This is a genomic window from Pseudoclavibacter sp. AY1F1 (genome assembly GCF_002931075.1).
In the GTDB taxonomy this organism is placed as follows: Bacteria; Actinomycetota; Actinomycetes; order Actinomycetales; family Microbacteriaceae; genus Pseudoclavibacter.
The window spans coordinates 1-25,630 of record NZ_PSTQ01000019.1; the positions used below are offsets into that span (position 1 = coordinate 1).

The 25,630-nt window shown below is 67.3% G+C and carries 17 protein-coding genes; 10 read left to right on the plus strand and 7 right to left on the minus strand.

Annotation, left to right across the window (positions count from 1 at the left end; translation table 11 throughout):
- Positions 1 to 219: 219 nt before the first annotated feature.
- The 5 genes from rhaS to C5B85_RS18050 form a co-directional block, all read right to left on the minus strand.
- Positions 220 to 1,251 carry a rhamnose ABC transporter substrate-binding protein gene (gene rhaS, locus C5B85_RS18030; protein ID WP_104287396.1) on the minus strand — a complete coding sequence of 344 codons (1,032 nt, stop codon included), beginning with the start codon at positions 1,249 to 1,251 and terminating at the stop codon, positions 220 to 222.
- A gap of 96 nt (positions 1,252 to 1,347) precedes the next feature.
- Entirely contained in the window at positions 1,348 to 2,421 is a 1,074-nt protein-coding gene (locus C5B85_RS18035) for an ABC transporter permease (RefSeq protein WP_104287397.1), read from the minus strand.
- Complete coding sequence (locus C5B85_RS18040) at positions 2,418 to 3,470, minus strand: ABC transporter permease (RefSeq protein ID WP_104287398.1); 1,053 nt, start codon at positions 3,468 to 3,470, stop codon at positions 2,418 to 2,420. The genes C5B85_RS18035 and C5B85_RS18040 overlap by 4 nt, the downstream gene beginning before the upstream one ends.
- Positions 3,470 to 4,978: a sugar ABC transporter ATP-binding protein gene (locus tag C5B85_RS18045; protein ID WP_104287399.1), complete on the minus strand. Its 1,509-nt coding sequence runs from the start codon at positions 4,976 to 4,978 to the stop codon at positions 3,470 to 3,472. Before C5B85_RS18045 ends, C5B85_RS18040 begins: the two co-directional genes overlap by 1 nt.
- Positions 4,979 to 5,124: 146 nt before the next feature.
- Entirely contained in the window at positions 5,125 to 5,769 is a 645-nt protein-coding gene (locus C5B85_RS18050; protein ID WP_146078015.1) for a TetR/AcrR family transcriptional regulator, read from the minus strand.
- A gap of 80 nt (positions 5,770 to 5,849) precedes the next feature.
- Between C5B85_RS18050 and C5B85_RS18055 the strand changes: the two genes are divergently transcribed.
- Together C5B85_RS18055 and C5B85_RS18060 are read left to right on the plus strand one after the other, a co-directional pair.
- Positions 5,850 to 6,683 (plus strand): SDR family NAD(P)-dependent oxidoreductase, encoded by an 834-nt coding sequence (locus C5B85_RS18055; protein WP_104287401.1) that lies wholly within the window; start codon positions 5,850 to 5,852, stop codon positions 6,681 to 6,683.
- Between the two features lie 223 nt (positions 6,684 to 6,906).
- Positions 6,907 to 10,548 (plus strand): glycosyl hydrolase, encoded by a 3,642-nt coding sequence (locus C5B85_RS18060; RefSeq protein ID WP_104287402.1) that lies wholly within the window; start codon positions 6,907 to 6,909, stop codon positions 10,546 to 10,548.
- A 579-nt stretch (positions 10,549 to 11,127) separates the two neighbouring features.
- Here the strand turns inward: C5B85_RS18060 and C5B85_RS18065 are convergent.
- Entirely contained in the window at positions 11,128 to 11,673 is a 546-nt protein-coding gene (locus C5B85_RS18065; RefSeq protein ID WP_104287403.1) for a GNAT family N-acetyltransferase, read from the minus strand.
- A 423-nt stretch (positions 11,674 to 12,096) separates the two neighbouring features.
- On the opposite strand from C5B85_RS18065, the gene C5B85_RS18070 reads away from it, so the two are divergent.
- The 5 genes from C5B85_RS18070 (at position 12,097) to C5B85_RS19670 (ending at position 17,113) form a co-directional block, all read left to right on the plus strand.
- Positions 12,097 to 13,032, plus strand: coding sequence for a CPBP family intramembrane glutamic endopeptidase (locus C5B85_RS18070; RefSeq protein ID WP_104287404.1), 936 nt, complete (start codon positions 12,097 to 12,099; stop codon positions 13,030 to 13,032).
- A 645-nt stretch (positions 13,033 to 13,677) separates the two neighbouring features.
- Positions 13,678 to 14,058, plus strand: a complete 381-nt coding sequence (locus C5B85_RS18080) for a nuclear transport factor 2 family protein (RefSeq protein WP_104287406.1) — start codon at positions 13,678 to 13,680, stop codon at positions 14,056 to 14,058.
- A gap of 352 nt (positions 14,059 to 14,410) precedes the next feature.
- Positions 14,411 to 15,031 carry a helix-turn-helix domain-containing protein gene (locus tag C5B85_RS18085; protein ID WP_104287407.1) on the plus strand — a complete coding sequence of 207 codons (621 nt, stop codon included), beginning with the start codon at positions 14,411 to 14,413 and terminating at the stop codon, positions 15,029 to 15,031.
- 2 nt (positions 15,032 to 15,033) lie between these two features.
- Positions 15,034 to 15,927 (plus strand): dihydrodipicolinate synthase family protein, encoded by an 894-nt coding sequence (locus C5B85_RS18090; RefSeq protein WP_104287408.1) that lies wholly within the window; start codon positions 15,034 to 15,036, stop codon positions 15,925 to 15,927.
- Between the two features lie 4 nt (positions 15,928 to 15,931).
- Complete coding sequence (locus C5B85_RS19670; protein ID WP_258070904.1) at positions 15,932 to 17,113, plus strand: MFS transporter; 1,182 nt, start codon at positions 15,932 to 15,934, stop codon at positions 17,111 to 17,113.
- A gap of 89 nt (positions 17,114 to 17,202) precedes the next feature.
- On the opposite strand, the gene C5B85_RS18100 is transcribed toward C5B85_RS19670, so the two are convergent.
- Positions 17,203 to 17,823: a TetR/AcrR family transcriptional regulator gene (locus C5B85_RS18100; RefSeq protein WP_104287409.1), complete on the minus strand. Its 621-nt coding sequence runs from the start codon at positions 17,821 to 17,823 to the stop codon at positions 17,203 to 17,205.
- A gap of 163 nt (positions 17,824 to 17,986) precedes the next feature.
- On the opposite strand from C5B85_RS18100, the gene C5B85_RS18105 reads away from it, so the two are divergent.
- From C5B85_RS18105 to C5B85_RS18115, 3 genes are all read left to right on the plus strand, one after another.
- Entirely contained in the window at positions 17,987 to 21,469 is a 3,483-nt protein-coding gene (locus C5B85_RS18105; RefSeq protein WP_104287410.1) for a glycosyl hydrolase, read from the plus strand.
- 107 nt (positions 21,470 to 21,576) lie between these two features.
- Positions 21,577 to 22,206, plus strand: a complete 630-nt coding sequence (locus C5B85_RS18110) for a TetR/AcrR family transcriptional regulator (protein ID WP_104287411.1) — start codon at positions 21,577 to 21,579, stop codon at positions 22,204 to 22,206.
- Positions 22,207 to 22,280: 74 nt separating this feature from the next.
- Positions 22,281 to 25,547: a glycosyl hydrolase gene (locus C5B85_RS18115; protein ID WP_146078016.1), complete on the plus strand. Its 3,267-nt coding sequence runs from the start codon at positions 22,281 to 22,283 to the stop codon at positions 25,545 to 25,547.
- Positions 25,548 to 25,630 lie beyond the last annotated feature (83 nt).

Here is a 25,630-nt window from a genome sequence, read left to right on the forward strand (position 1 = left end):
GGAGCACGGAGGGGAGAGGGGGGCGGGCGGGGAGGGCGGGCGGGCGGGCGGGGAGTGTGCGCGAAGCGCGCGGGAGGGTGGGCGCGGAGGCCGCGCTCGGGATGCGCAAACGCCGCGCCGGGAGATGGTCCCGGCGCGGCGTCTGCAGTTCAGTTCGGCGGGGCGACTGGCGCCCGCCTTCGGCGCGAGAAGCTCTCGGAGCCTCCCGCTCTTCAGCTCCTAGAAGCTGAAGTCGCCGATGTTTGCCTTGTCGAAGACGAAGGGCTCTCCGAGGAGGACAACGCCGTCGGCGCCGACCGTGTACTCGCCGAGCTCGCCAGCCGTGAAGGTGTCGCCTTCAGCGCCGGTGATGTCGCCGGCGATGAGGGCCTGGGCTGCGAACGCAGACAGGTAGCCGAGGTCTTCCGGATTCCAGAGTGCGAACGAGGTGACGGTGCCGTCCTCGACGAACTCGCGCATCTGGTTCGGCGTGCCGAGACCGGTCACTGCGACCTTGCCCTTGAAGTCAGAGGTCTGGATGTAGCGTGCTGCAGCCGCGATGCCGACCGTCGTGGGCGAGACGATGCCCTTGAGGTTGGGGTGCGTCTGGAGGAGCGCTGCGGTCTTGTCGAACGAGGTCTGGTCGTCGTCGTCGCCGTAGACGGTCTCGACGATGGTGATGTCTGGGTACTCGGTGCCGACGTACGCTTCCATCTTCTCGATCCAGGCGTTCTGGTTCGTCGCATTGGCTGCTGCGGAGAGGATGGCGATCTCGCCGGATCCACCGATCTGCTCGGCGATGAGGTCGATCTGCGCCTTGGCGATGCCGTCGGCGTCAGCCTGGTTGATGAACAGGTCGCGGCACTCCGGGTTGGTGTCGGAGTCGAAGGTGACGACCTTCGTGCCGGCGTCGCGTGCCTCGTTGAGGGCGTCGCAGATGGCCTCGGGGTCGTTGGCGGAGATGACGATGCCGCCGACGCCCTGCTGCGTGAGGGTGTTGATGTAGCTGACCTGCGCGTCGGGGGTTGCCTCCGACGGGCCGACCTCGGCGAACGTGCCACCGAACTCGGTGGCGGCAGCCTGGCCGCCGACGCTGGATGCCTCGAAGTACGGGTTTCCGAGGTTCTTGGGGAGGAAGGTGACGGTGAGGTTGCCGGCGTCTCCGCCGCCGCCTGCTGCGGTGTCGTCGCCAGTGGTGCATCCAGTGAGCACGAGTGCTGCACTCACTGCGAGTGCGCCAGCTGCGCTCAGCCGCTTCGTTGCGAGCTTCATGGGGTTTCCCTTCGGGTACTGAGCCGCACGGTGTTCCGGGCGACGATTGGGGTGTTGCGTGTGTGGGTGGATGTGAGCTTCAGTTCGTGGGGCCGCTCAGGCCTTCGGAACTGTCCCGCTGGTCGTTCCGACCAGCGATTTCTCTGCCTTGGGCCGCTTGCGGCGGATCCTGGGCAGGAGGCTTGCTCCGACGACGGAGGCCACGAGGAGCACTCCGGTGATGATGTTGATGACGTCGGAGGTGACGTTCGCGAGGCGCAGGGCGCTGGCGAGGACGCCGATGAGGAGGACTGCCGCGACAACCCCGTAGAGCTTGCCGCGTCCGCCGAAGACGGAGACGCCGCCGAGCACGACCGCCGCGATGACCTGCAGTTCGAGGCCGGTCGCGTTGTCGCCTCGCGCTGAGCCGTAGCGCAGCGTGAAGTAGATGCCGGCGAGGGCCGCGAGGCCGCCTGCGAGCACGAACAGGATGAACTTCGTGCGGCCGACGGGGACGCCCGAGAAGTGGGCGGCTTCCTTGGAGAGGCCGATGGCGTAGACGCCGCGGCCGAAGGGCGTGTAGTGGAGCACGACGATGAAGATCGCGAGCAGGATGAGGAACGGGATCATGATGGCCGGGATGGGCGTGCCCACGATCTTGGCCTTCGCGATGTCGGTCCAGAACTCGGGGAACGACGTGACCGCTGCGGTGCCGAGCACGCCGACCGCGATGCCGCGGAAGAGAGCGAGCGTACCGATGGTGACGGCGAGCGATGGCAGGCCGACCTTGGTGACGAGGAAGCCGTTGAACGCTCCGCCGACGACGCCGACGATGATCGCGGCGAGGGCGGCGAGTTCGAACGGGACGCCCGCCTGGTAGAGCGCGCCGGTGGTGACGCTCGCGAGGCCAACCATGGAGCCGACCGACAGGTCGATCTCTCCGGTGATCATGATGAGCGTCATCGGCAGGGCGATGATGAGCACCGCGGCGACGTCCATGAGCAGGTAGGTGATGGTGATGGGCTGCGAGAAGCCCTTCACTGCGGCCATGGAGACGACGCACACCACGACGAGGAGGGCGACGATCGCCATCTCGCGGGTGAACAGCATCCGCCGCCAAGCTGGCTGCGAGTAGTTCTCGATGGTGCGCTGCGTGGCAGCGGACGACGTTGGGGTCGTGAGAGCGGTCATGATTCCTCCCTCGCTTCGACGAGCTTGCGGGATTGGCGGATGGCGAGCACACGGTCGAGGACGATCGCGGCGAGGATGAGCACACCGACGACGGCGCGCTGCCAGAAGTCCGGGATGCCGACGAGCGGGAGCACTCGGTTGATGGTCATGAGGAGCATCGCGCCGATGGCCGCGCCCCACAGGGTTCCGACACCACCGGTGATGGCGACGCCGCCGATGACGGCGGCTCCGACCGCATCCAGTTCCCAACCGGCTCCGGCCTGGGAGCTGACGGTGCCGTAGCGGGCTGCGTAGAAGACTCCGGCGAGGCCGGCGAGCGCACCCGAGAGCACAAACGCGGTGAGCACGCGGCGCACGTCGGGCAGGCCGTAGAGCTTGGCGGCGTCCGGGTCGGAGCCGATGGCGTAGAACTCTCGGCCCGGGCGGGTGTTCTTCATGACCCAGGCTGCGATGGCGAGCACGATGACGGCGATGATCGTGAGGATCGGGATCGTCAGGATCTGGCCGGTGCCGAGGGCGAGGAAGTCGCGGGGCATGTCGCTTGCATTGATGCGGCTCGATCCAGCCCACATGACGTTGATGCCGCGGTAGGCGTAGAGCGTGCCAAGCGTGATGACCATGGCGGGCACTCGTACGTAGGCGACGAGTGCGCCGTTGACGAATCCGAGGATCGCGCCGAACAGCACTGCTGCGATGACGACGACGGGGATCGGGATGCCGGGGAAGTCGATGAAGAGGCGGCCCGTGAGGAACGCGGTGAGGCCGATCACGGAGCCGACCGACAGGTCGACGTTGCGGGTGATGAGGACGATCGCCTGGCCGACTGCGACGAGCAGCAGGATGGACGGCGTCAGGAACAGGTCGCGCCAGCCGTCTGGGCTGAACAGGAAGTTCGGGTTGGCGACGGTCGCGACGATGAGGACGATCGCGAGGGCGAGGAGGATGCCGAGCTCGCGTGCTTTGCCGAAGTTGCCGAAGCGGATGGCCTTCTTGGGTGGCATGGGTGCGCCGGCGGTGGGGTGCGGCCCCTGCGTGGTGGTCGTGGTCATCAGAGCACCACCGTCACTGCGCCGGTCGCGGCGCGCATGACGCTCTCGCTGGTTGCCTGGCTGCGGTCGATTTCCTGGGCGATGCGGCCTTCGTGCATGACGAGCACGCGGTCGGCCATGCCGAGGACTTCTGGGAGCTCCGAGGAGATCATGAGGATTCCCATCCCGGTGCCCGCGAGCTGGGAGAGCAGGCGGTGCACTTCTGATTTGGTGCCGACGTCGATGCCTCGCGTCGGCTCATCGATGATGAGGAGTTTGGGGTTCGTCGCGAGCCACTTGGCGATGACGACCTTCTGCTGGTTGCCGCCGGAGAGGGTGCCGGCGATCGTGTCGAGCGCCTGCGCCTTAACTTCGAGCTTCGTCGCCCACTCGCGGGCGTCGTCGTGCTGCTTGCGGCCGTTGATGACGCCGAGCTTCGTGAGCTGGTTCAGGATGACGCTCGTGATGTTCTCGCCGACTCCGGAGTCGACGACGAGCCCCTGCTTGCGGCGGTCTTCGGGGATGAGCGCGAGTCCGGCTTGCATGGCGGCGACGGGCGAGCCCGGCTTGACGGCCTTGCCGTCGACCGTGACGCGACCCGACTTGTATTTGTCGACGCCGAAGACGGCGCGGGCGACCTCGCTGCGACCGGCGCCGACGAGGCCGGCGAGGCCGACGATCTCGCCGGAGCGGACCGTGAAGTTGATGTCGTGGAAGATGCCGGGGCTCTCGAGGTCCTCGACGACGAGCACAGGCTCGCCGATGACGGTCTCCTGCTTCGGGAACAGTTCGGTCACCTCGCGGCCGACCATCTGCTGCACAAGCGCATCCACGGTCGTCTCGCTGATGAGGTTCGTCGCGATGTAGCTGCCGTCGCGCATGACGGTGACCTTGTCGCAGAGCGCGAAGACCTCGTCGAAGCGATGCGAGATGAACATGAGGCCTCGGCCCTCGTCGCGCAGGCTGCGCGCGATGGCGAAGAGTCGGTCGACTTCGACGCCGGAGAGGGCGGCGGTCGGCTCATCCATGATGAGTACTCGCGCGTTGAGTGAGACGGCCTTGGCGATCTCGATGACCTGCTGGTCGGCGATGGAGAGTCCCTCGGCCGGGCGGTCGGGGTCGATGTTCACGCCGAGTCGCGTGAACAGCGCCTTTGCCTCGTCGCGCATCGCCGCACGGTTGATGCGGCCGAAGCGGTTCGTGGGCTGGCGGCCCATGAAGATGTTCTCGGTGACCGAGAGGTCGGGGAAGAGCGTCGGCTCCTGGTAGATGACCGCGACGCCCGCGGCCTTCGACTGGGCCGTGGATGTGAAGTTGACGTCTTCGCCGCCGAGCTGGAAGATTCCGGCGTCGCGCTGGTAGAGACCAGCGACGATCTTGACGAGCGTGGACTTGCCGGCGCCGTTCTCACCCACGAGTGCGTGGATGGAACCGGACTCGACGGCGATCGTGCCGGATCGGAGTGCGACGACGGATCCGAATGACTTCTGCACATCGCGCAGCTCGAGTACGACTTGCGAACTCGTCACGGTGGCTCCGTTCTCTTCGTTGAGTATTGCGGGGGTGTTGAGGGGTGCTCGGTGGTGAGCGGCGTTGAGCCTACTTGATTCTTCACGGACTTTGTGAATCGTTTCAAGCGACTGGATGTGACACTACGCGACGCTCGCAGAAAACGTCAAGCCAAGGATGCAGAGTTGTTACCGGAGGGCGCGCCATGCCCCTCGGAACCTGACCCCAACAACCCCTCCAAACCCCGGAAAGCTCGCTCGACGGCAGTGTGGGCGGCCTCATCTGCGCCCGCCTCAGTCGCCCACCAGGACAGCGCCTCAGCCATGGCAGCCTGGACGGCCGCACTCGCGGCACGCGCAACGAGGCCGTCCGGATGCAGTCCGGCCCTGCGCGCCAGGAACACGGCGACCTCTCGCCGCCAACCGAGATAGGCATCCGGGCGCGACGACAGCTCGGGAGGCATCGCGGCGATAACGCGGAGCCGGAGGCGTGCGGTCGGCTCGACCTCGACCTCGAGGTCGAAGACCCTGCCGACAGCGACGGCGAGCGCCTGAAGGGGCGCCAACCCCTGGTCGACCGCGTCGAGCTCGCGCCTGAGCGCTTCGTGCCCACCCTCGGCACCCAGCCAGACGATGTCACCCTTGGCCGGGAAGTACCGATGCAGGGTGCGCAGACTGATGCCCGCCTCGGCGGCGAGCTGCGACATGGTGACGTGCTCATACCCCTCGCGAAGGATGATCTCCAGCATCTGCACGCGGAGCTGGCGCGGATCTGCAGACGCGGGTCGCCCGGGCCGACGTGTCTCACTCATGTGCACATTGTTGCTCCTTGCCGGGTTCGGAGTATTGACATACTCTGCCAATACTCGCCTGAACTCAACGTGGAGGTCTCATGCCGCATCCGCTCCCCGACGTCTCGAACGCCCCGATCTCGGACCTCGTCTCACTCAGAGGCCGGCGCGCCGTCGTGACCGGAGGCGCCCAGGGCCTGGGGCGGGCCATCTGCGAACGGCTCGCCGAAGCCGGTGCAGATCTGCTCATCGTCGATCTCGACGCGGCCCGTGCGACAGCCGCAGCCGACGAGATCGCCGCCAAGCACGGCAACCGCGCCATGGGTGCCGCCGCAGACGTGAGCATCGCGGACTCCATCTCCGCCGCAGCCGCCCTCGCCGCAGCTGAGCTCGGTGGCATCGACATCTGGGTCAACAACGCGGGCATCTTCCCGAACGCCCCCGCCCTCGACATGCCGGTCGAGATGTGGGACCAGGTGTTCGCGGTGAATACCCGCGGCACCTTCCTCGGCGCGCGTGAAGCCGCGAGGCATATGAGCACGGACGGCTCGGGCGGCGTGATCGTGAACATCATCTCCACAGCGGGGTTCAAGGTCGGCTTCCCCGGAATGTCCGCCTACGCGAGTTCCAAGCACGCCGCCAACGGCCTCACGAAGTCACTCGCACTCGACCTCGCGCCGATGGGGATCCGCGTGCTCGGGGTCGCCCCGAGCTACGTGCCGACCGAGGGGAACATCGCCGCCGCTGCCGCCGGAATGGAAGCCGCGAAGGCCGCCGGCGTGGAACTGCCAGAGCTTGACGTCATGAACCACAGCCTGATCGGCCGCACCGGCACTCCGGATGACATCGCGCGCGTCGTGCTGTTCGCCGCAAGCGACCTGTCGATGATCATGACGGGCAGCACCCTCCTCGCCGACGCCGGGGAGACGATCTGATGTCGACGCCGAGTGTCCTGATCTTCCTCGCCAGCGACGACAGCCGGTGGATCACCGGCCAGAACTTCAACGCCGACGGCGGAGCCGTCATCCAAGCCTGAGACCGCCACCCCCGCTTCCTCGAGCAGTCGAGGGAGCGGGGCTCTTCCGGCCCAGTTGTGAATCGTTTCACTTACCAATCGCCCCACTCGAATCCTGCCGAGCGCAGGGAAAGGAACACTTCGTGACCCAACCAAGACGAGGTCGAAGGCGGCGCACCGTCGCCATCGCTACGGCAGCGAGCCTGTCCGTCCTCCTCAGCCCACTGCTCGCCACTCCGGCGACGGCCGACCCGACGTCTCCCACGGCCGCGGTCCCCGTCATCGACACTGCCACCTTCGCTGACCCGCCCGCATCCGTTCGCCCGATGTTCCGCTGGTGGATGCCACTCGCCTACACCGAGGACAGCGTGCTGCGCGAGCAGCTCGACCAGATCGCCGCCTCCGGAGCGGGCGGCGTCGAGGTCGCGCCGTTCATCGTCGCCGGCGAGGGCAATCAGAGCAACGCGTTCCTGGCCGAGTACGGCTGGGGCACCCCTGCCTGGGCCCACAAGATGGAGGTCATCACCGAGAAGGCCGCCGAGCTGGGCCTCATCGTCGACCAGAACCTCGGGCCGCACTACCCGCCGACCGTTCCCACCCTGAACAGCTTCAACCAGCCGGAAGCAGAGCAGCAGCTCATCTTCGGCTGGTCAGCTCACGCGCCCGGTGAGACGATCGTGGGCGCCCTTCCGGCGCCCCTGACGGCTCCGCCCTCGGTCTCGACGAAGCTCGCCGAGGCGGCGACCGCGGGGCAGACGAGCCTGACCGTCGCGAGCCTCGGTGGCTTCGCGATCGGCGACGTCGTGACGCTCGGGACAGATGGATCAGCTGAGAAGGTCACCGTCACCGCCGTCGGCGACCGCCTCGGCGCAACCGGAACCCTGACCGTGACCCCACTCTCGGGCGATCACGCGGTCGATGCGCCGCTCGTGAACGTCGCGGAGACCACGCGCCTCCGCACGGTGATCGCCCAGTGCGAGGCCGACTGCGCACCCGGCAGCGAAGGCCCCGCCGCGCTTGTGCCAGGCAGCATCCTCGACGTGACCGACAAGGTCGTCGACGGACAGCTCGACTACACGTTCCCGACCGACGGCACCCGCTGGGCCGTCATCGACTTCCAGCAGACCGCATCCGGCCTCGTCGGACAGCGCGGAGGCTACACCGCAACGCAGCCCAACTACGTCGTCGATCACCTCGGCAAGGGCGGCGTCGACATCCAGGCCGACTTCTGGGACGAGAACATCCTCACCGACGCAGTCAAGGCGAACCTCGACAAGGTCGGCGGAGGTGCCATCTTCGAGGACTCCCTCGAGCTCGGCGAATCCCAGAAATGGACGTGGAGCTTCCTCGACCAGTTCGAGGAGCGCCGCGGCTACGACGCGACCGACGTCCTCCCCGCCCTAGCCGGCATCGGCATCCAGGGGTCGCACGAGGCGGCGTTCGAGATCGGCGAGATCGGCGACAGGGCCCGCGAGGACTACCGCGAGACGGTCAGTGACCTGTTCATCGACGAGTACGTGGCCCCCATGCAGTCATGGGCGCAGACGCACGGCCTCGACTTCCGCGTGCAGGCGTACGGGCTCCCCACCTCGACGTCGCACGCCTCCTCGGCAGCAGGCATCCCCGAGGGCGAGTCGCTGAACTTCGGCAGCCCAAACCCGCTCGGTGCTGAGCAGAACTACCGCGCCGTCAGCGGTGGTGCCCACCTCTCCGGCAAGGACATCGTGTCGGTCGAGTGCTGCGCCGTGTTCTTCGGCGGCTACCGCTCCGGCATGGCCGGCCCCAACATCGGCGGGCAGTTCTCCGACAGCGGCGAGGGGTCCGTCCTCGGCGGCAAGTACTCGCAGGGCCTGCTCGACAGCGTGTACAAGAGCTACGCGGGAGGCGTGAACCAGCTCGTCTGGCACGGTTTCGCGTACCCGGATGCGCCCACCGGGGTCGGGATAGCGGGTCGCGACGGCGGCACCTGGCCCGGCTACCAGCCGTGGGACATCTTCGGCGCGCTCAACGTGAACGACGTGTTTGGACCGCGGCAGGCCAACTGGGAGGACATGACGGGGGTCAACGACGCCCTCGCCCGCACCCAGTACGTGCTGCGCGAAGGCCAGGCGAAGCTCGACCTGGGCGTCTACTACGAGGATCTGGGCCTCAAGGGCTCCTCGGTGAGCGGCCAGCAGGCAGAGCAGCACATGCTCGGCACCGACTCCGCGACCTCCTCGGCCGGGTACACCTACGACTACTTCGCACCCCAGTTCCTCGCGGAAGAGGGCCTGGCACCGGATGCGGACGGCGGCCTGTTCGGCGACCGCTCCGGGTACAAGGCGGTTGTCCTCAACGACCAGCGCACCATCTCCCTCGACGGGGCGCGCTCGCTGCGCGATCTCGCCAAGAAGGGACTGCGGGTCTACGTGGTCGGCCAGGCGCCGAGCGAGCTGACGGGAGCTGAGCCGGGAGCTGAGGAGCTGAAGACTGTCGTCGCGGAGCTCCTCGCGCAGCCCAGCGTCACGCAGCTCGGCAGCGAGGCTGAGCTGCCCTCGGCACTCGGCGGCGACTCGATCACGCCCGCCGCGGCTCCAAGCGATCAGGGCTCGGCGCTCGGCTTCGTGCGTCGCGCCGCCGACGGGGTCACGTACGACTTCGTCTACAACCGATCCGGCGAGGCGGTCCAGCAGACGCTGACCCTCGCGGGCACCGGCCGCCCCTACCAGTTGGACCCGTGGTCCGGAGAGGTGACGCCGGTCGGCGAGTTCACGCAGGACGGTGACAGCGTCACGGTCTCGATCGACGTGGCCGCCCACGACACGGCGATCTTCGCGCTCGTCGACGAGACAGAGCCGGGCACGCATGCGGTCGCGAGCGACGCGCAGGTGCTCGCACCTGAGGCGGACGGCAGCGTCTCCGTGCGAGTGACCGGTGACGGCACGTTCCGCACGGAGTTCAGCGACGGCACGTCCACGACGACCGAGGTCGGCGGACTGGCCCCGGCTCAGGGGCTGACCGCCTGGTCGCTGGCCGCGCAGACATGGGGCCCAGGGCCGGACTCCACCGGCATGACGGCCTCCAAGACGCTCAAGACCGACCAGGAGGCAATCGAGATCACCGCAGACGCTGACGGCAAACTGCCGTCGTGGCTCGAGATCTCCGGTGATGTCGATCTGAGCAGCGCATCCGGACTCGGCACCTACAGCACCACGGTGACCCTGCCCAACACCTGGCAGGAGGCGGACGGCGCATACCTCGGACTCGGTGACGTGCTCGACACCGCCCAGGTCTGGGTGAATGGGCAGCAAGTCACGGTGAACCAGGCCGACAGGTCGCGAATCGACCTCGGACATCACCTCGAGCCAGGTGACAACTCGGTCGTCGTGCGCGTCGCCACCACCATGTTCAACGCCGTCAAGGCGACCGGCGACTCCAACTACCAGACCGCCGAGAACCAGCGCACGGGACTCATGGGGCCCATCACGCTGACCCCTTACCGCGACACGGTGGCGTTCGCGGCACCACAGCCGACAGCAAGCCCCGAACCGACGGGCGAACCCACGCCGCAGCCGACCTCGACTGACGGCGCGGGCACCACGGCGCCGACGTCGACGTCGACCTCGACCCCCGGCAACGGAAGCGGCAACGGCGACTCGAACGCTGACGGCCAGGACGGCGACCTCGCGACGACGGGCATCGACGGCAGCCTCGCCGGCTTCCTCGCGCTTCTCGGGGTCGTCCTCGCGGGCACAGGGACGGCGTTCCTCATCAAGAAGCGCCGCGGACGCGCGACCATCGAGTAGTCCAGAGCAGAACCGGGCGCAGCCCCTGCATCCACGAACGTGTGGATGCAGGGGCCGCGTTGGTCAGACCCCAGCCTCCTCAGGCGTGTCCGGTCCGCGTCCTGCCGCAGGTCGAAGATGGCCGCGCACACGTCGTTCTGACGCCGAGATGAACGATTGCGGCGGAACCGATCCGCTGCCACAGGTTCCCCTCGGAGAAGCGACCGCTTCGGTCGCTGCCGCTCCAAGAACGCGTCGAGCACTCGCACCGGGCCACCAGCCACCGACCACGCGGATCGAACGAGGACGGTTGCGCACGCGAAGGCTGGCGCAATCAAGACAAGGGAAATGACCTGCACGGCGCACCGGAGACAACCTGGAAACGATCGTTTCTGGAGTTCAGCTGGCGTAGGAACCGGAACGCTGCGCCGCAACCTTGGGCGGTTTCAGTATGCGAACCAATCGGACCGGGGTTTTAGCAGGGGTTTCGGTACGACGGTGCGCCGCGTTCCCTGTCCCACTGGGACCAGTACCGCTCGGTGTCCGGATTCTCGCGAGCTCCGGCGTCGACGCCGGCCGGGGCTGTCGGCCGCGATCGACTCAGCGAGAGACTCCTCGCCGGTACAGCACCAACCCCGGCTCCCCGTTCGGCGCCTTGGGGCCATGTCCGATCGAGTCGAACCCGAATGTCTTGTAGAGGCGAAGGGCCGGCGTCTCGATGTCTGTCGTCTGCAGCCACACGGGACCGCCTCCGATTCCCGTCAACCATGCTTCGAGCACGCGCGATCCGAGGGCACTTCGTGCGGCGCCGGGATGTCGCACGAGGAGCGACAGGACGTGGGTGCCGTCGAGCAGCGCAGACGCAGTTCCCAGGGTGCGATGGAGCTCAGCAGACCAGGCGTCTTCCTGTTGCTCCCATGTCCACGGGTGCCCATAGGCGAACGCGGTCACCTCACCCTCGTGCCTGGCGACAACTGCGGCGACCTCCTCATGCTCCACGGCGGACCCGTAGATATCCGCGAAGAGATCCGCGACGGCTTCCGGCTCGCTCAGCGGCGGCTCCGCGGAGGCCGCCCGGTAGAGCCCACGGACGACCGCGACCGTCGGCATCTGCGCTCGCTCGCTGTGGCTCAGGAATTCGATCACAGGTCGACCTTAGAGCCACCGGTGCCGAGCCAACCCAGCTCGAACGCGTCGGAGAGATGGGCGGGTGTTGGCGTGGTCACAAGACGACATGCAACAAGTCCGTGGACAGCAAGCCACACCGCGCGTGCCGCAAACGATCGTTTTCGGTGAACTCGGTTCTCAACAGTTCGGCGCGGGAAGTGCATTCGCGTCCGCACCTCGCCTATGGAGTGCGTTGGCACTATGTCACGCCAGTTGATGACATTTGTCACTAGAGAGGCCCCGCTGAGCCGAAGAGACTAGTAACGCCCAATTCGCAAGTTGACTGCGTGCTGGGAACACAGTCTTACGTGGGCACAACGTCTGCATCTTCCATGGTTCCCTGTGGGGTCGATGGCGGATTACGTCGGCCGCACCCCGAACATCCGATATGGAAGGAAAATCATGACAACTGCAGCACGCGGCTCCCGCCACCTCGAGGCGCTCCCGGAGGGCGTGGAGTATCACCGAGTGCTCGCCGGAGAGAAACGGCGGATCGGGCGGGGCATACTCGCCATCGCCCTGGTGATCGGGGGGATGTTCGGGTCGATCCTGGTGTTCCACTTCCTCAGCATCTGGATCGATGGTCTCGTCCGACCCGAGGCGACCGCCCCTCCCGGCCCGTTCTCCCCGATCGCTTTCGCCACCGGGGCACTCGCTACTGCGCTAGTCGGTCCGTGGAGCATGCTGATCCAGCGTTGGCTCTACCGAGTCCCCGGCCGGTCCTTGCACTCCGTCGTGTCGCGGTTCCGCTTCGCCGTCTTCGGACGGGCGCTGCTGGTCGTTCTCCCGATCGTGCTGATCGCTCTGACAACGACGGAGTTCCTGCAGCCCGGCGCTACGGCGCCATGGAACAACACGGATCTCATCCTGTTCTTCATGGCGATCATGCTGCTGGTACCACTCCAGTCAGCTGGCGAGGAGTACGGCATTCGCGGTCTCATCTTTCGCGTCGCGGGAAGCTGGGTCCACGGGCGGTGGGCGTCTCTCGTGCTCGGGATCGCCGTCTCCACCGTCGTGTTCACCCTCATCCACGGTGCAGGTGACCCCTGGTGGAATGTCTTCTACATCGTCATGTCCATCTCGGCCGGACTCGTCACGTGGCGCAGTGGTGGCATCGAGATCGCTGTCGTCATCCACGCCGTGTACAACGTCGTGACCATGCTGTTCTGGATCGTCCTCCACGCCGACCTCACCGAACGATTCGACCGTTCGCCGGGTGCCGTCACACCCGCTCTCCTCGTTCCGAGCGCCATCGCCTTCATCGTGATCGCCGCGATCGTCTGGCTGACCACCCGACGCAGCGGACCGCTGAAGACACCTCCGCCGTCAGGACAGTGAGGGCCTCGGCGTCGCAGCCGACGCGGTCCCCACCGCGCGTCGGGAACCAGACACCGGCAGCATCCGGGCCCTTGTCCTGGATCGCCCGGAACGTCGCGGTTACAGACCGAGCGTCTATATAGCGCTGTCTCACGCGCGGCGATGGCGAGAACCCTGTTGGCGATATCGGCGGCAAGCTGCCTCATCCCAATTCAGTAGTCAAGGAGAAACATTGAACGCGCTCACCGGCGACGACCACGACCCATCACCCCCACCGATCCGCGCAGGTCCGGGACGGGACGGTGCGACCCGGCCGTGCGATGCCGCCTTTTGACGGCAACCGCCCATTCGGCATCCTTATCCGGATGGCGTGGTGGAAGTCCCTCATCGTCATCGTGGCCCTGCCCCTCACGCTGGTAGTCACACAGCTGTTGTTCTACCTGCTGGCCGGGCGGATTGAAGATCGCGACCAGTTCGCCGCGGCGGCTGCCGAGGTCTATCGGTGCCGAGCCAACCCAGCTCGAATGCGTCGGAGAGATGGGCGGGTGTTGGCGTCACAGGACGACATGCAATAAGTCCGTGGGCAGCAAGCCACGCTGCGCGTGCCACAACCGATCGCTTCCGGGTCAATTACAGCCTGGGGAAACCGCCCACTAGCCTCGTCCCATGACGACACGGGACGATCAAGGGCGCTCCATCGACCAAGCCCAGGATGCTCTTCACCAAGCCATGCGCGGCGGCGACGTGAGCCACCTTCGCGAGCTGCTATACGAGGGTCTGGCCTTCGAGCTGCCGGGCGAGTCAGTGGTAGGCCGTGCAGCCGATCTCGATGCTCATGCCTCGGGTGCGACACGATTCGACAAGCTGTCGGAGCTTCATCGGTCAACTCTGGAACACGATGGTCATGGCCGGACGTCTTCGCTCGTGGACATCGTCGTATTCGATAGAGGCCACCGCATCGAGGCTCGCATGACGTACCGCCGCTTTTGGTCGATCATTGAGGGGCGTTGGCAAGTAGTGGCGGGCAGCGCCGAACCGTCCGCGTAGAGCCCCTAACTCGTGTTAAACGCCAGCACCCAACCGGTCATCGTCGCCGTGTTCGCGCAGCTTGGTGTGGACACGATTCGGGAGAACACACAGCGCGTGCTCAGCGTGGGCTCGTCATCGGTATCGCGGGCGCTCGGGCGCGTCGACAGATAGACGGCGTCGCGCCCATAGCAAACGTAGATCGTTTGGTGTCACAGCCCACGTATCGCAGCTCGTCGACGGAGCATCCGACCGACCGTGCGGCCACACAGCGCTTCGCCGCCTCATATTCGGCGGCTGCGTCCGGCGCGCAGCCTCCCTCGACTACACCGCTGAGCATCTCGATGCACTTTTTGTGCAGTATTCTGCACTCATGGATGAGAGCACGGCGAACCTCGCAAGCGCCATCGGCGTGCGGGTGCGTCAGGAACGCCAGACCGCGGGATGGACGCTCGAACAACTCGCAGAGTCGGCGGGCGTCAGCCGGAGGACTCTGGTCAGCATCGAACAGGGTTCGGCGAATCCGAGCATCGGCACTTTGCTGCGCCTCAGCGACACGCTCGGAGTCGAGCTGGCCGCACTCGTCGAGCAACCGGAGGCGGCCGCTCCCCTGAAAGTCACTCCAGCCGGAGAGGGAGCGGCCCTCTGGACCGGCCAGCACGGCGGGAGCGGGGTCCTCCTGGCCACGACGAAGCCACCGAACGTCGTCGAGCTGTGGGAATGGGCCATGGAAGTGGGCGAGCGGCACGAGAGCGAGGCACACACCCTCGGCACCCGCGAGCTGGCCCAGGTCCATGACGGGGAGATCACCATCAGCACGGGTGCCGACAGCGCGACTCTCGGGCCGGGAGACGCTATCTCGTTCTTCGGCGACGCTCCCCACAGCTATGCCAACTCGGGGCAGGCTCCGGCCAGATTCACTCTGACGGTCTTCGAGCCCGGTGTCGGTACGGCATCAGGCAGCACCCCTCACACCACCCACGACAGGACGTGACCATGTTCACCGGACTCAGCGCCTTCCCACTGACGCCACTGCGCGACGACGTCATCGACCTCACCGCATTCGAGGGACTCGTCGCCCGACTCGTCGAGGCGAACGTCGACTCGATCACCGCTCTGGGGTCGACGGGCTCCTACGCCTACCTGGACCGGAACGAGCGCCGACAGGTCGCCGAGACGGCGATCGCTGCCGCGCGACAGGTGCCGGTCATCGTCGGCATCGGGGCACTGCGAACGTCGCACGTGCAGGCCCTCGCGGAGGACGCGCAGAACGCTGGCGCCGCCGGGCTGCTCCTCGCCCCGATGACCTACCAGAAGCACACTGTCGACGACGTCTTCGGGCTGTTCGACGCTGTGACGGCCGGGCTCTCCGTGCCGCTGATCGTGTACGACAACCCCGGCACCACGCATTACACCTTCTCGGACGAGCTGTACGCGCGGATCGCGGAACTCCCGAACGTGGCATCGATCAAGATCCCCGCGATCCCAGCCGACCCTGCGAGCGCGGTCGCGCGAGTCCAGGAGATCCGAGCGCGAGTTCCAGCGCACGTCACGATCGGCATCTCCGGTGACAGCGCTGCGCAGACGGGCCTCAGCGCTGGCTGCGACGTCTGGTACTCGGTGATCGGCGGCACCCTCCCGCAGCTCGCGACAGCCATCGCGCGGCCCGCCTTGGCCGGCGATGTCGACGCCGCGCGCGCAGTATCCGACCGCCACCAGCCACTCTGGGATGCCTTCGCGAAGCACGGCAGCCTGCGCGTCACGGCCGCGATCGCCGAGCATCTCGGGCTCGCCACCAGGAGCAGCCTGCCTCGCCCGATCCTCGGCCTCAGCACCGAAGAGCGCCTGGACGTAGCGAAACTCGTCACAGACCTCGGCCTCCAGAACTGACGCGATGACCGACGACACCTCCGCCGCGCGGCCGAGATGGGGGCTGACCCGCTACGTCACCGCCGCCACGCTCGCCCGCAGCGCCGACGGCGGGGGCGTCGTCGCCATCGTGCTCATCGTCACCGCGAGCGGCGCCCCGGGCTGGCTTGCAGGCGTCCTCGGCGCGAGCCTGACGGCCCCGCACCTGCTCGGCCCACTCATCGCCCGCCGCCTGGATACGGCGCGCGATGGCCGAAACGTCATCGCAATCGCCTGCGTCGTCCACGGCGCAACGCTCGCAGCCGCCGTGCTCCTGTATCCGCTGACCTGGGCCATCGTCCCCGCGGGGCTCCTGGCGCTCTCCGGCCTCTTCGGCCCCTTCCTCACCGGTGGCATCAGCAGCCGCCTCCCCGCGATCGCGGGGGCTGATCGGGTGAGCCAGCGACGCGCCCAAGGATGGGATGTGGCCACCTACGGTCTCGGTGGCGCGCTCGGGCCCAGCATCGTGGCGGCCATCGCAGCCTGGTCGACTCCGACCGCGGCCGCGCTCGTGCTCGCCGCGGGCACGTTCGTCGCGGCAGTGCTCGTGCGATTCCTCCCACCTGCGCCCGCCGCCGGTGCAGGAGCAGATGTCCCCCGGCCATTCCGGACCCTCCGCCTCATGCTTCGGTCCGGTCGACTCCGCCGCACGCTCTCGCTGACCGTGGTCGTCGCGTTCTCCGTCGCGACCCTGCCGATCGTCGCGGTCACCAGCACGGCCTCCCTCGACACCGCGGCCTCCGCAGCCGCGGTCCTCACCGCTGCGTACGGAGTCGGCAACCTCCTGGGTTCCGCCGGGGTGACGATCCGCCCACTGCGAGGGGAGGCGGATGCCCTCATGCCGCGGCTCGCCATCATCACCGCACTCTGCCTCGTCGCGGTGCTGCTGTCACCGGGATTCTGGTTCTCGGTGGCCGCCTACGCAGCGGTCGGCATCGCGAACGCCTCTTTCTTCGCGGCGACGCTCGCCGCCCGGAGCGAGTACTCGCCGCCCGAGGCGCGCGGCCAGGTGTTCGTCTGGGTCGGGGCGCTCAAGATCACCGCCGGGTCAGCCGGGACAGCCGCCACGGGCGCCGTCATCGGCGTCGCCGCAGCCTTGCCACTGCTGGGAGCCATCATCGCCATCACCGTCGCCAGCGCCGTCGCCGCGTTGGAACGAGCCCGCTAGCCTCGTCGTACCGGCGAATCCGACCTCGCCCTGCTGCGCAGATCTCGCACCAGGTGCACGAGCCCCGCACCTGCTGAGCGGATCAGATCTCAGAGCCGCTCGGTCGCGTATGACTGCAGCTGCACGCGGAACGCTTCGACCGCATCCACGTCAGGTGCGAGGAGCCACTGCTGCGTCAGCCCTGCCCTGAGGCCTGCGATCTGGACAGCCGCGAGCTCCAGCGGAACGTCGTCGCGGCCGTAGAGCCCTTTCTCCTGCAGATCAGTGAGCGCGTCGAACGCGGTCGATCGGAGGAACTCGTACCAGCGAGCTATCGAGGCGTGCGCTGGATGCGTGGGAGCCAACGCCTCCGCAGACACGATGTTGAACATCAGGACCCCATCCGGCTTCGCGACGTCGCGAGCGGCGAGCGCGAGCAGGCCTCGGAGATAGGTGAGCCCGGTGGAGAAGTCGAGGCCGACCTCCGCCGCAGCGCGCTGGCCGCGGCGCTCGAGAAGCGTCTCCAGGAGCACGGCCTTGTCGGGGAAGTGGTGAAGCACCCCGGTGTGGGACATACCGGCCTCGACGGCGATCTCCCGGATCGAGGCCGCGTTGAAGCCCTTGATCGTGAACACGCGTGTTGCGGCGTCCAGGATCTCGTCGCGCCGCGGATGCGGGGTGACGTCGCGTTTCGAGTACCGCGGTATCGAGGTGTCACCGGTGCCAGCCATGCCCTCAGTCTCCCTTGTCGAGCTACCTAACACGTGTTAGGTTCACTCATGAATCGATTCAATCGAATCGGTTCGCGCCGCACACCGCAGCTATCCCCCACGGTGCGCGCCCGCGCGACAGTTCACACCCCGTCATTGGCAAAGATGCCAGAGAGGTCCAAAGATGAACGATCAACGAAGAAGAGGGCGACGCGCATTAGCAGTCGGCGCAGCCCTTTCCGTCGCCTGCACGCTTGCAGTCGCCGGCCCGGCCGTCGGAGACGAGCACTCCACGACAACCAGCGCGATCGACCCGGCCCAGTTCGCCGAACCGGGCGTCGACTTCCGACCGGGCGTGCGCTGGTGGTGGCCGGGCAACGCGGCCAGCCAGGAGGACCTCCTCGCCCAGGTTGACTACCTGCACGAGAACGGCTTCGGCGCGGTCGAGATCGTCGCCTTCTCGAAGGGTTTCCTCACCGAAGAGGGCATCGCCGGCGACGGTGGCAACGGCGGCTCGATCTACAATGCCGCCCCGGGTCACGACACCGAGGCGATCCTCGGCTACGAGTCGCCCGAGTACTTCGCGAAGCTCGACGCGGTCGTCGCCCGCGCCAACGAGCTCGGCATCACCGTCGACCTCAACATTGGCAGCGGCTATCTGGCGAGCGACGACTCCATCGGCCTCGAGGACAGCCAGAACACGATGGCGCTCGGCCGCGCGACGGTTCGAGTGGATGCGGCTGGAACGCTCACGCTCGTCTCCGGCGACGTCTCCGTCCCCACGGGCACGGGGCTGGTGTCACTCGGCATCCCGAAGGCGGAGGTCAGCCCGCTCTTCGCGTCCGAGAAGTTCGGCTTCGACTTCGGCGAATGGGACCCGGCCAACGTGCACCTCAACTCGGTCATGCTCGCCCCGATCACCGGCCAGGGCGCCGACCTGACCACGGCCAACCAGACACTCACCTCAGATCTCAGCGCCGTCAAGACCTACGAGCAGCAGCCCGTCCTCGATCTCGACGCCGCCCAGCTCTCCTACCCGAGCGACGGGCAGACGACCTTCGGCGTCGACACCTCGAAGCTCGAAGCTGGCGACTACGAGGTCGTCGCGCTCTACAGCGCCGCGACGGGCGCCTACGGCTTCAACTCGATCATCGAGAACACGACGACCGACAAGCGCAACTACGTCGTCGACCACCTCAACCCGGTCGCCATCACGAAGCTCGTCGACGGCTGGCTCGGCGAGGCGGCGCTGAACGACATCGTCGAGTCGCGCGACATCCGCGCGGCTTTCAACGACAGCTACGAGTTCTACACTGACCGCCACTACAACGACCTCATTCAGGCCGCGGCGGAGTCGCAGGAGCTGCTCGGCTACGACATCACCCCGTACCTTCCCTCCCTGTACTCCCTCTACCAGGACTCGTTCCTCATCGACGGCACCCCGACGGTCAAGCCCGAGTATGCGGCCCTTGGGATGCAGACCCCCGAGGTCAGCCGCTTTGGCGGCGGCAGCGGAGTCCCGCTCCTCGCCACGAACCTCAGCGAGGAGGAGTCGCAGCGCATCGTGCACGACTACGGCGTGCTGCTCAACGACTCGTTCCTGCAGGGCCTCGAGGCCTTCTCTACGACGCTCGGCGAGTACGGCATCGACTACCGCCAGCAGGCGTACAACCCGCCCATCGACACCCTCAAGTCGTCGCAGTACGTCGACATCCCCGAGACCGAGGGGCTCGACGAGTACTCACTGAAGCGCGTCGCATCCGGAGCGCACCTCTACGGCAAGAACCTCGTCACCTCCGAGGTCTTCACGCTGGGCTCGGTGCCGTTCCAGATCACGCCCGAGTTCATGAAGCAGGGCTACGACCTCATGGCCACGAGCGGCGTGAACAACTTCTTCTACCACGGCCTCAGCGCCACCTACAGCGGCAACGACGACCCAGCCTTCACCTCCGACGACAATCTCTACGCCGAGGAGGGCTGGCGCGCCTGGCCCACGATCGGCGTCGAGATGGCCGATACCGCGGGCATCGCCGACTACTACGCGTCGATGAACTCCTACGCCTCGCGTGCGAACTACCTGATGCAATCCGGCACCAACAGCAGCGACGTCGCCATCTACATGCCGCTCTTCGGCGCTCTCGCCAGTGGTGGCGGGTTCGGCGGCGGCTCCACGCCGCTCGCATCCGTCACGACAGCTCAGGCCAACGGCTGGGCTTGGGATGCGATCAACGACGACACGATCCAGACCGGCCTCAGCTGGGACGGCTCGCACCTCGTCGCCAACGGCGGCAACGCATCCTTCGACGCCATGCTCGTCGAGAGCGGCACCGTGCCGCTCGGGACGATGCAGGCGTTGCAGAAGCTCAAGGATGCGGGTGCTCCGATCGTCTTCGTGGGCACCGCTCCCGCCGCGCAACCCGGTTACGCGGGCGGCGACTACGCAGCCCTGGACGCACAGGTCGGCGAGATCGCCGCGGCCATGGGCGGCGCCGTCGAAGCGGCTGCTGTTCCCGCGGCACTTGCGACCGCGGTCGACGCACCCATCTCCTACGAGGAGAACACGGACGTCCGCTTCGGGCGCCGCACGCTCCCGACGGGAGGCGAACTCGCCTACGTGCGCAACACCTCCACGGAAGCGGCCACGGGTGTGAACCTCACCGTCGGCGACGGCCTCGACGCGTGCTGGTGGCTCGACCCGGAGACGAGCGAGATCTTCGACGCACAGGTCGACGGCGACGTCGTCTCCGCGACGCTCGACGCGAGCGGAGCGGTCGCACTGCTCTGCGAGCCGGCCGGCACCGGTATCGCCGACTCCGAGGTCTCCGCCGGGACCCCGTCATCGATCGACACCACCGAACGCGGCGTCGCCCACGAGCTCGGGGCGTTCTCGCTCGAGGTGACGGCCGACAACATCGGGTCGAACGCGCCAGGCGAGGCGAGCACGTCCGAGTACACGGGTGAGGTGCTCGGCGACTGGAGCGCCGACGACTTCCTCGGCAACGAGCTGCGGTACGTCACCGATTCGGGCACGTACCGGACTTCGGTGGAGATTCCGGATGCGGCCGACCTGCTCGAAGGCGGAGCGGTGCTGAACCTCGGCACCGTGCACAACGCCGCGACGGTGCGCGTGAACCCCGGCACCGAGCACGAGTTCGTGACGCAGCTGTACGCCGCGCCCTACAAAGTCGACATCGCGCCGGCACTCGTGAACGGCTCGAACGTCATCGAGATCGACGTGCAGCCCGTGCAGAGCAACCGCCGCGAAGGCCTCAAGGAGCTGTACAACAGCGACCCCGTCGCCAACGTGAAGTACCAGGCGTACAACAGCGTGCACGGCGGATCCGGCCTCATCCCGGCTGGCCTCACAGGTCCCGTCACGCTGAACAGCGCGGTCGAGAGCATCGCAGAGCCGGAGCCCACGGGCACGGCCGAGCCGACGCCGCAGCCGACCTCGACTGACGGCACGGGCACGACCGCGCCCACGTCGAGCCCCGGAAACGGGGACGGTTCCGGTGGTTCTGATGCTGGCGGCCAGGACGGCGACCTCGCCACGACGGGCGTCGACGGCAGCCTCGCCGGCTTCCTCGCACTCCTCGGGGCTGTCCTCGCAGGCACCGGAGCGGCATTCCTCATCAAGAAGCGCCGCGGACGCGTGACGAGCGAGTAGCTCACACCTGCCCACGGCGGCGGCCCCGTGCATCCACTTCACCGTGGATGCACGGGGCCGCGGTCGCGGTCTCGGTCTCGGTCTCGGGAGACGCATAGCATGGCGGGGTGGCAACAGAACATCCGGCCGGCAGGAAGCCGAATCGGGCCGGCATCCGACGGCGGGAGGAGATCCTCGCAAGCGCGGAGCGGCTCGTGCGCGAGCACGGGCATCCGCGCGTTTCGCTGCAGATGATCGCGGACGACGTCGGCATCAGCCAGCCTGCGATCCATCACCACTTTCCCAGTCGCGATGAGCTGTTCGTCGAGCTGCTCAGATATCGCGACGCGCACGCGGTTGAACTCGTGGAGCCCGATGCGATCGCAGCCCTCCTCAGCGCCGCCACCAATAGCGCCAAGAGCCGCCACCTGGCCGCGCTCTTCACCCACTACGCGAGCTCCGCATCCGACGAGCAGCATCCTGCTCACAACTACTTCTTCGAGCGCCAGCGTCTGCTGTTGCACTACTTCACGCTCAGCGCACAGGCGCGTGCCGCAGATGCCCAGCTCCCTCAAGACTTCGACGCGCGACGAGCGGCGACGCTCCTCTTGACGCTCAGCGACGGCCTCCTCACCCGCTGGCTCATCGACGCGGAGGTCGACATGCGTGCCGAACTCGAGCACGCGGTACGTGCTCTCGGGCTTGACACAACAGTTGCGACGGATGCCCCGCAGGCCTCGGATAAGCAAACTTCTTGATTACTTATAAACAATCAGTTATTACTTGATTCGGTTGCTTCACCGAGGCGACATCGGGTTCAAGGGAGAACTGCGTGTCATTGAAACGTTCCACATCATCTGCTCTGCCTCAATGGGTCAGAGCCTGCGCCGCCGGAGCCGTCCTGGCCGTCGGCGCAACCGGCCTCGCGACGGGGCCGCTCGCCTCGCCCGCGAGCGCCGTCACGACTTCTGGAGCTCTCTCTACCGAAGAGCTCGCCGATCCGGGTTCCGAGTCCCGACCTGGCATGCGCTGGTGGTGGCAGACCCCGATCTCCGAGGCGGAAGCCCTGCGCGAGGTCCGCGCCATCGCAGAAGCAGGATTCAGCTCCGTAGAGATCGCCTTCTCAGCGACGTTCTGGGCGAGCGACGTGCAGCGCCAGGTGCTCGGCGTTGTCCTCGACGAAGCCGAGACCCTCGGCGTCGAAGTGAGCATGACCATGGGCGCAGCCTGGCCCGTGCAAACGCCGAACACGGGAATCGGAACGCCATACGTGCAGAAGGAACTTCAGTACGGGCGAGTCGACGTGGCTGCGGGCACCGCATTTTCGGGCGCTCTCCCCTTGCCGCTGGACGACGCAGCGGGCGAGCGGCCCGCTGAGCTCGTCGCGGTGACGGCGGCGCGGGTGCTCGAAGCCGGCCCGGTGGTCGCCGGCGAAGCCGTGCCGCCGGAGAAGTCCACGGTGCTCGACCCCGAATCAGTGGTCGACCTCACTGCGACGGTTGTTGACGGCACCGTGTCGTGGACGGCCCCCGCCGAGGGAGACTGGATCCTCTTCGCCTATTGGCAGCGTGATGCCGAGCAGAACGTGACGAGCGCCTTCGACCCGGCGGCCGCGAAGGCCGCGACCGAGTACCTCGACGAGCACCAGATCGGCGACAACGGCGAGCAGCTCGGGAAGGTCGGCGGCGACCTCTTCGAGGATTCGCTCGAATTGCACGCCGATTCCCTGTTCTGGACTCCAGACTTCCTCGACTCCTTCGAGGATGCCCGCGGATACGACCCGACGGCCTACCTTCCGTTCTTCTTCGCGCACGGCATGTCGCACTACTGGGTTCCCAACGAGGAGCCGACTCCCGACTTCGCCGCAGTCGATGAGACTGGTGAGCGAGTCCGAAGCGACTACTACACGACCCTCACAGACCTCTACGTCGACGGCCACCTGAAGCCGTACCAGGAATGGGCAGAGGGCTACGGCGTCGACTTCAAGACGCAGCCCGCCTACGGCCAAAACCTCGACGTCATCCGTAGCGCACGCGAGATGGCGCTCATGGGCGCCGGCATCGAGGGTGAGTCCCTCAACTCCGGAGACAGGTTCCCCGTTCGTTCCGACGAAGCGACGTGGCGATTTGCGCTCGACTGGCAGCGCACCCTCGTCGCCGGAGCACACCAGGGCGGGGCGAACCGAGTGTCATCGGAGCTTGGCGCGCAGTTCCAGGGCGCCTTCGAGATCACGCTCAACGACTACCAGCAGCTCATGGACAAGGAATGGGCCGCCGGCCTGACGCAGCCATATGTCCACGGCTACGCCAGCCAGGCCGACGACGCGCCGTGGCCAACCCAGGACCGATTCTGGGGCTTGACCGGCGAGAGCTGGAACGACGAAACGTACCCGCAGTGGGCAGCTTGGAGCGAGCTCACTGACTACTGGGCGCGCGGCACACTTGTCCTTGAAACGGGGACCCCGAAGACGGACGTCGCGATCTACTCCACGGACTTCCTGACGACCTCCGCCCGGGGCGTTTTCGACCCGAGCGAAGATGCGACGGCACCGGACCAGCTGTTCGAGACGCGAGGCCTCGAGAACCACGGGTACTCCGTGCAGTACCTCGACCCCAAGGGCCTCGTCGACGCGGGCGCAGTTCGCGATGAGACGCTCTTCCCTGACGGCCCCGCCTATCAGGCGCTTGTCATCGACGAGCGGAGCATCGACGGCGCGGCCGCCGAAGCGCTCGCCGACGCATCCTCAAACGGTCTCGCGATCGTCGTCGTCGGTGATGCGCCGAAGGTCGACTCGAGCTTCACGAGCGGCGAGGCAGGCAACGCGAAGGTCGAAGCGGCAATGTCAACGATCCTCGCCTCGGCGAACACCCGCACGGTGCCGACGCAGGCCGACGTGCAGCCAGCCCTCGAAGACCTGGGCGTATCCGCTCGCGTCTCTTGGAACGACGCACCCGTGCTGACCCAGTACCGCCAGAGCGGTGACACCACGTACGTCTACCTCTACAACACCTCGTCTGAGACGGTGGACTTCGCACCAGAGATCAACACACGCGGAGCCGTCAGCGAGATCGACCTGTGGGAGGGCGAGCGCAACCCGGTGGCTCAGTTCACGACCACTGGCACCAGCACGGTCGTTCCGCTGTCGCTGGAGCCGCTCGGCACGACGGTCATCGAGATCGACTCGACTCAGGAGCCATGGTCCGGAGCGATCACGAACGCCGAGCCGCTCCCCGTCACGTTCGACGACGGAGGATCCCCCGTCTGGACGGCCACCGCGACCGACGCCGCAGAGCTGACCCGCGCGGACGGCTCGACGGCGTCCGTCTCGGCGGAGCTCGGCGCCGATCGAGCTCCCCTCGCACTGGATACCTGGGACCTCCAGGTCACGAGCGCCGCGGCCGACGGAGGCGCGACGATTCAGGTTGAGGGACTGACCGAACTGAAGGACTGGCGAGAGATTCCAGGGCTCGAAGACAAGTCGGGGACGGGAGCCTACACGTCGACCATCGACCTGCCGGAGAGCTGGTTCGCTACGGGAGCCGGGGTTGAGCTGGACATCGAGGGCGCGCTCGGAACCAGCGTCGTCAGCGTCAACGGCACCGAGGTCTCGCGGCACGTGGGTCGCGACACGACGCACGACATCACGGATGCGCTTCGGCCGGGCGAGAACGTCATCGAAATCGAACTGGCGACGACGCTCCGCAACGCTGTCTCGGCGGCCGGCGGCGTTCCAGCGCCGTTCCCGAACCCAGGCCAGGTGAAGACGCACGCGGTGGGCCTCACCGGCCCGGTGCACCTGATTTCGACGCAGCAGGTGCCCATTGACGCCACGCCGGAGCCGTCGAGCACATCGGAGCCGACGCCGCAGCCAACCTCAACCGACGGCACCGGCACAACCGCGCCGACGACGACCCCCGGCAACGGTTCCGGAAACGGCGGCAACGGCGGCTCTGACGCAGGCGGCAAGGACGGCGACCTCGCCACGACGGGCGTCGACGGCAGCCTCGCCGGCTTCCTCGCGCTCCTCGGGGCCGTGCTCGCGGGAACCGGAGCGGCGTTCCTCATCAAGAAGCGCCGCGGACGCGTGACGAGCGAGTAGCTCACACCTGCCCACGGCGGCGGCCCCGTGCATCCACTTCACGAGTGAATGCGCGGGGCCGCGGTTGGCTACCGCCAGGCCAC